This window comes from Streptomyces flavofungini (genome assembly GCF_041028215.1).
GTDB lineage: Bacteria > Actinomycetota > Actinomycetes > Streptomycetales > Streptomycetaceae > Streptomyces > Streptomyces flavofungini_B.
Genome location: NZ_JASKYR010000420.1, coordinates 1 through 6581 on the forward strand (window position 1 = coordinate 1; position 6581 = coordinate 6581).

The following is a 6581-nucleotide window of genomic DNA, read 5'->3' on the forward strand; positions in this document are numbered from 1 at the left end:
TGGCGCAACAGGGCGACGCGCGGCGACACCGGGCCGGGCCTCAGGGGAGAAGCGGCGGCGGGCACTTACGTTGAGTGATCGTTCCGCTTCCCTCGGCGACAGGACCACCCGTGAAGATCGATTGCGTAGGCGGCGGCCCCGCGTCCCTGTACCTGGCCATTCTGGCGAAGCTCCAGGACCCGGACCACGAGATCACCGTCCATGAACGGCACGCCGAGGGCACGCGCCACGGCTGGGGGGTCACCTTCTGGCCCGACCTGCTCGCCGAGCTGCGGGCGCACGACCCGGAGTCGGCCGCCGCCATCGCCGAGCGGTGCGTGGACTGGCGCGGCGGTCTCGCCCACGTCGGCGGCACGACCACCGCCCACGACGGTGACCTCGGCCACGCCATCGGACGCCACGAGATGCGGACGGTCCTCGCGGACCGGGCCCGCTCGCTCGGCGTGCGCCTGGAGTTCGGCACGGAGATCGCGGGCCGCGACGACCTGCCGGACGCGGATCTGATCGTCGCGGGCGACGGCGCGCACAGCAGGCTGCGCACGGCGCATGCGGAGCACTTCGGCACCCGCGTGACCAGCGGCGCCAACCGCTTCATCTGGCTCGGCACGACCCGCGTCTTCACCGCGTTCACCTTCGCCTTCGTGGAGACCGGGCACGGCTGGATCTGGTGTTACGCGTACGGGTTCAGCGGCGGCCACAGCACCTGCGTGGTGGAGTGCTCGGCGGCGACCTGGACGGGGCTCGGCTTCGACCGGCTCGCCAACGCCGATGCCCTGCGCCTCCTGGAGAAGCTGTTCGCGGAGCCGCTCGACGGCCACGAGCTGCTCGGCCGCGACGACATCGAGGGCCACGCCCAGTGGCAGGCCTTCCCGACGGTCACCAACGCCACCTGGTCCGACGGCAATCTGACGCTGATCGGCGACGCCGCCCACACCACGCACTACTCGATCGGGGCGGGCACCACGCTGGCGCTCCGCGATGCCGCCTGCCTGGCGAGGGTGCTCAAGGGGGTGGGCCCGGAGCAGCTCCCCGACGCCCTCGCGCGCTATGAGCGCCGCCGCAAGCACGACCTGCTCGCGGTGCAGAGCGCGGCCCGGCACAGCGCCCAGTGGTACGAGAACCTGCCCCGCTACATCGGCCTGGCCCCGGAGCGGATGTTCGCCCTGCTCGGCCAGCGCCACTCGCCGCTGCTGCCCTACGTGCCGCCCCAGATCTACTACCACCTGGACCGGACGGTCGGCCGCCTCGGGTCGCTGCGCCGCCTGAAGCAGCGCCTGGGCCCGCGCGTGGCGAGGGCTCTCCAGGGCCGCCGCCCGGAGTCCTGACGGCGCGGACCGGCCCGCCCGATGGGTGTAAACACCACAAGTTAACCCGAATGGCCCCTGGCCCCCGTACGGGATGTGAGCGCTCCGATCGGCCTTGTTGACGGGGTGGGGGAGGCTCGCGGGGCGTTCCCCGCACGCTCCGTGATTCCTCGCGTTGCGCGGCGGGCGCGGGCGGCGCGCGATGGACCTTGAGGCGTGCGTCGTCCCGTGGCGGATTGGTTTCTGCCCGTCGCATGCTCCAAGGGAGTGATCACCCATGACGCAGGGCGAGGCCTTCACCAACCCTGACGCGCTCAAAGGCCTGACAGCCTATGACCGGACCGGCGAGAAGATAGGCAGCATCGAACGGGTCTACCTCGACGACCGCAGCGGACGCCCCGAGTGGGTGACCGTCAAGACGGGCCTCTTCGGCATGAAGGAGAGCTTCGTCCCGCTGTCCGGGGCCCGCCTCCGGCAGGAAGCCCTGCACGTCTCCTGTACCAAGGAGGCGGTCAAGGAGGCGCCGCGGGTCGACGCCGACGAGCACCTGGAGCCCGGTCAGGAGCACGAGCTGTACGCCCACTACGGCCTGACCCGTCCCGGCGCGGGCACCACCGGCACGGGCATGGGCACCGGCATGGCGACGGGCGACCGCCCGATGGCCGGGGAGCGCCCCATGGCGGGCGCGGGCGCCGGCCGCGGTGTGGCGGACGACGACCGCAGCCGCCACGACATGGTCCGCTCCGAGGAGCGGCTGCGGATCGGCACCGAGGAGGAAGAGGTCGGCCACGCCCACCTCCGCAAGCGGGTGGTGAACGAGGACGTCACGACGTCCGTCCCGGTCTCGCACGAGGAGGTCCGTGTCGTCCGCGAGCCGATCCGCGAGGGCGACCGCACCCGCGCCAACATCGGCGAGGCGGAGACCGAGGTGACCCTCCACGCCGAGCACGCGGTCGTGAGCAAGGAGTCCGTGCCGGTGGAGCGCGTACGCCTGGAGACCGAGCGGGTCACGGAGACGCAGGAGGTCTCCGACACCGTCCGCAGGGAAGAGATCGAGTTCGACGACGACACGAAGACCGGCCGTCGCGGCATGAAGGGCGACCGCCGCGGCATGAAGGGCAACCCGGAGGACTGGCGCGACCGGAAGCAGGGTCCGGGCCACTGACACCGTCTCGTCTTTCCGGCCCCCGGCCCGGAGGGGAGCACCCGTCACCAGGGGTGCTCCCCTCCGGGCTGCCGGGCCCGGGGCCGCACGGCGCGCGTGTTCGGTCAATCCCCGGTGCCAGGCGAGAAAACAGGCCACATCCCGGCAACCGGGGTTGCCGTCGCACGGCTCGGCGGCAGCATGGTCGGGCAATTGGACGGCGTGGCAGTCGAACGGCCTGGCAGGGGAACGGCGTGCCAGGGGAACGGCGCGCGGCGCCGTGGAGTCGGATCGCGGGGGTGTCGGTGAATCAGGCGTGGCCGCCTTCCACCTTTATCGGCCGGTTGCGCAGCGCGACACGCGAGGAACTCCTGGCCCTGGGCACCCCGATCGTCTATCCGCCGCACCGCGCCCTGTTGCAGCAGGGGGACGACAGCCGCCACGTCCTGCTGATCACCAGCGGCGTCGTGAAGGTCGTCGCCAGCTCCGAGAGCGGCTACGAGATGCTGCTCGCCGTGCGGATAGCGGGCGACCTGGTCGGCGAGATGGCGGCCTTCGAGGAGCGCCCCAGATCCGGCACGGTGATCGCGTGCAGTGACGTGACCGCCCGGGTCATCCAGATGCGGGCACTCGAGGACTTCCTCGCCCGCCGCCCGGACGCCATGCGGGCCATCCTCCACATGCTCTGCGCCCGGCTGCGCTGGGCGAACCGGCGGCGGGTCGACTTCCAGGCCTACGACTCGCTGACCCGACTCGCCAGGGTCCTCGCGGAGCTGTGCCAGGCCTACGCGCGCCCCGCCCCGGACAGCGACGGCAGGCGGTGCGACCTCGGTGTGACGCTGACGCAGAAGGAACTCGCCTCGCTGGCCGGCCTGAAACTCCCCACGGCCGAGAAGAGCCTGGCGGTCCTGACGGCCAACGGGCTGGTCGAACGCAGCTACCGGTCCATCACCATCTGCGACGTCCCGAGGCTGCTGGAATTCGCCAAAGTCCTCGCCGACAACCCGTATTGATACGGGATCACCCGCCGAGCCGTCTCCTAACCTCTCGGGCAGCACTTCGTGGGCAGTGTCTGCCCATCGCCTGCCCAGAGAGGAAATGATCGGGTGGCTGCGTGGCCTGACTTCTATCCCTGCACCTGCATCGCCGTGGACGCCCAGGCGTACGGGAGCAACAACGACCGTCGGCAGTCGGAGATCCAGCACGATCTGCCGCGGCTCCTCGACCGCGCCGCCAGGGGCGCGGGCCTCGACCGCTCGCAGTGGCAGATCCAGCGCAAGGGCGACGAGCAACTGGCGGTGCGGCCCGTCGACGGCAAGGAACCGCGCCTGGTCGACGACTACGTCCGGCACCTCGTCGCCGGACTGCGCGAGTACAACGCCCAGCGGGTCCCGCACGCCCGGATGCGCCTGCGCGCCGTCATCCACCAGGGTCCGGTGGAACTGGCCGACAACGGATTCGCCGGTTCGGCCGTGGTCGCCACGGCACGCCTGCTGAACGCACCCGCGCTCTACGGCGCCCTGGCCGCCGCCCCGGGGGCCGACCTGGCGCTGCTGCTCTCCGACGACGTCTTCCGGTCCACGGTGGCGGGCGGCCACACGACGCTGAGGACCACCGACTTCAGCCGCGTCACGGTCCAGGTGAAGGAGTTCGAGGCGGCGGCCTGGCTGTGCGTGCCCGCGCTCGGCGGGCAGGCCGCCGCCCCGCAGGAGCCAGGGACCGCGGAGACGGGGACGTCCGCGGTCCCCGCACAGGGGGAGCCCGCGGCCGCCGGGACGCAACCGGCGGCCGCGGGCGGGGACACGGCGGGGATCAGCAACGACTTCCGGGGGGCAGGCAGCGTCAGCGTCACCAATGTCGCCGGTTCCGTGGACGCGAGGGGCGCCGTCTTCGGCTTCGGGAGCGCCGGTGGCTGACGTCGTGGACCCGGACGACGTGGCGGACGTGCCACCCGTGTCCCCGCCCGCCGCCGACCCGGTGGCACCCGCTCCGGAGGTCACCGACGAGGCGGCCGAGGGCGCGCGGGACGCGGACACCGGACCGGAAGCGGCCCGCAGGGGACGCGAACAGCAGGAGGAACGGGAGGAGGACGACCGCGGCTACGACGAACTGCGCCGCGTCCACCAACTGGTCAACAACAACTTCTACGGCGTCGTCGACGCGTCGGGAGCGGCGTTCGGCTTCGGCGCCGCCACGTCCCCCGGCCTCGCCCCCGGCATCATCGAACCCGGCGACGCGGACCGGGCCCTGCGGTTCTACGCCCCGCCGCAGCCCTGCTTCGACGAGGCGCTCGGCATCCTCCGCGAGCACGCCCTCACCGTGCTGACCGGCGAGGACCAGTGCGGCAGGGGCGCGGGTTCCCTCGCCCTGCTCAGGGAGGTCCTGGGCGCGGACGCCGAGCTGCGGAGCCTGTCGCCGGCCAACGCCCTGGCCGAGCTCGCCGTCTCGCGCGACCTCAGGCCGGGCCAGGGCTACGTCATCCTCGACTACGTGGGCGAGCTGCACGTCGAGGCCGTGCAGGCGTACGAGATCGGACGGCTCGGCGAGGAACTGCGCCGCAAGGGGTCGTACCTGGTGCTCACGGCGGGCGCGGCGACCCGGCGGCGGCTGGCGCTGCGGGACCTGTGCGTGCCGTGGCGGGCCCCGGACCCCGTGGAACTCTTCGATCGCTGCCGCGAGAGCCTGCCGCACGCCGCCCTGGACGCGGACACCGAGAAGGAGCTGCTGGAGCGCGTCGGTGAGCAGCGGCGGCCCGCGGCCGTCGTCACCGCGGCCCTGGCCCTGTCCCAGGAGGGCCCGCACAAGGCGCTGGAGGGACTGCGGGACGGGCACCGGGAGCTGGTGGAGGAGCTGTTCCGCAGGCGTCCTTCCGCGGACGACCTGATCCCGATCGCGGCCCTGGCCTTTCTGGAGGGCGTCCCAGAGCGGACGTTCGAAAAGGAGTGCGCCGGGCTCGCCGCCCACGTCCGCGCCTGGGAGCAGAGCGGCGAGACCCCGGCGGCGGAGCGGGGCGACGAGGCCGCGGGGGCGTTCGGCGGCGCGGTCGCCCAGCAGTCCAGGGCCCGGTGGCGGGAACGGGCCGTGGGGCTCGTGACGACCGAGCACCGGGCCGAGCCGGGCCGGGGCGCCGGGCGCAGCGAGCGCCGCCTGGTGTTCACCTCGCCCCGCGTCCGCGAACTGGTCATCAAGGAACTGCACGACCTGTACGGCTACGAGCTCTGGTATCCGCTGCGCCGGTGGCTCGGCGAACTGGCGCACGACGGCGACCTGGGCACCCGTACGGAGGTGGCCCGCGGCGTCGCGCTCCTGGCCCGGCACGCGCTCGTCGAGGTCGACGAGAACCTGCTGAAGGTGTGGTCCGACGGGCACGCCAGTCAGCGGGTGACGGCGGCACTGACACTCCAGTTCATGTGCGACGTCGAACATCTCGCGTCGCAGGCCCTGAACACCGCTCTGAGCTGGTCGGACAACAGCGGGCAGGGCCGTGCCGTGACGGCGGCCATGGCCCTCACCGGCCGCCTGGGGTCCCTGTACCGCATGGACGCGCTCAAACTGCTCTGGTTCCTGACGCAGCGCGGGGAGCGGATCGCCTTCGCGGCCCACCGCTCCTTCGTCCTGCTCCTCCAGAGCGCCGAGCACGACCCGGACCGAGCGCTCGTCACCCTCCGCTACGTACGCACCGTGCTGGTCAGGACGGCACCCGGGTCCAGGGATCGGTCGATCGCGCTGCGCATCGCCGTACACCTCCTCATGGCCGAACGGCTCGAAGCCCCCGAACCCCTCACCGCGGCGCTCCTGCGCACCGTCCCGGACAGCGCGCGCCACCTCGGACCGCTGTGGGCGGACGCCCTGCACAGCAGCCACCGCGGCCGGGCCGTCGGCGCGCTGTGCCGGACGCTGGTGCAGTTGCGGGACGACCCGTCCGTCACCGGCGCCGTGCACGGACTCGGCGAGGCCATGCGCAACGCCATGAGCGCACGCCAGTGGGTAGCGCTGCGCCGCCATCTGTCCATGGCGCTGAACCATCCAGACTACGCGATCCCCGGCGCCCGCCACCTCGCGGAGGTGCTCCTCGCATCGCTCCGCGAGCGCCCGCCGACGGCCCCGCGGCGCACCGCCGCACCCCCCATACC

The 6581-nt window shown here is 72.8% G+C and carries 5 protein-coding genes; all 5 read left to right on the top strand.

From position 1 onward, the window contains the following. The first annotated feature begins 110 nt into the window (after positions 1-110). On the top strand, positions 111-1325 hold the full coding sequence (locus AB8Z36_RS25600) for an FAD-dependent monooxygenase (RefSeq protein ID WP_369215735.1): 1215 nt from the start codon (positions 111-113) through the stop codon (positions 1323-1325). A gap of 256 nt (positions 1326-1581) precedes the next feature. Then, positions 1582-2469, top strand: coding sequence for a DUF2382 domain-containing protein (locus AB8Z36_RS25605; protein ID WP_369215736.1), 888 nt, complete (start codon positions 1582-1584; stop codon positions 2467-2469). A 323-nt stretch (positions 2470-2792) separates the two neighbouring features. Then, positions 2793-3461 (top strand): Crp/Fnr family transcriptional regulator, encoded by a 669-nt coding sequence (locus AB8Z36_RS25610; RefSeq protein ID WP_369215737.1) that lies wholly within the window; start codon positions 2793-2795, stop codon positions 3459-3461. A gap of 93 nt (positions 3462-3554) precedes the next feature. Further along, a complete protein-coding gene (locus tag AB8Z36_RS25615) occupies positions 3555-4364 on the top strand; it encodes a hypothetical protein (protein WP_369215738.1) in 810 nt (269 codons plus the stop codon). Beyond that, a partial coding sequence (locus tag AB8Z36_RS25620; RefSeq protein ID WP_369215739.1) for a hypothetical protein occupies positions 4357-6581 on the top strand: 2225 nt, incomplete at its 3' end. The genes AB8Z36_RS25615 and AB8Z36_RS25620, both read left to right, overlap by 8 nt.

What these genes read in the sequence shown, in the direction of transcription:
- AB8Z36_RS25605 (WP_369215736.1), top strand. Translation starts at nt 1,582, where the DNA reads ATGACGCAGGGCGAGGCCTTCACCAACCCTGACGCGCTCAAAGGCCTG.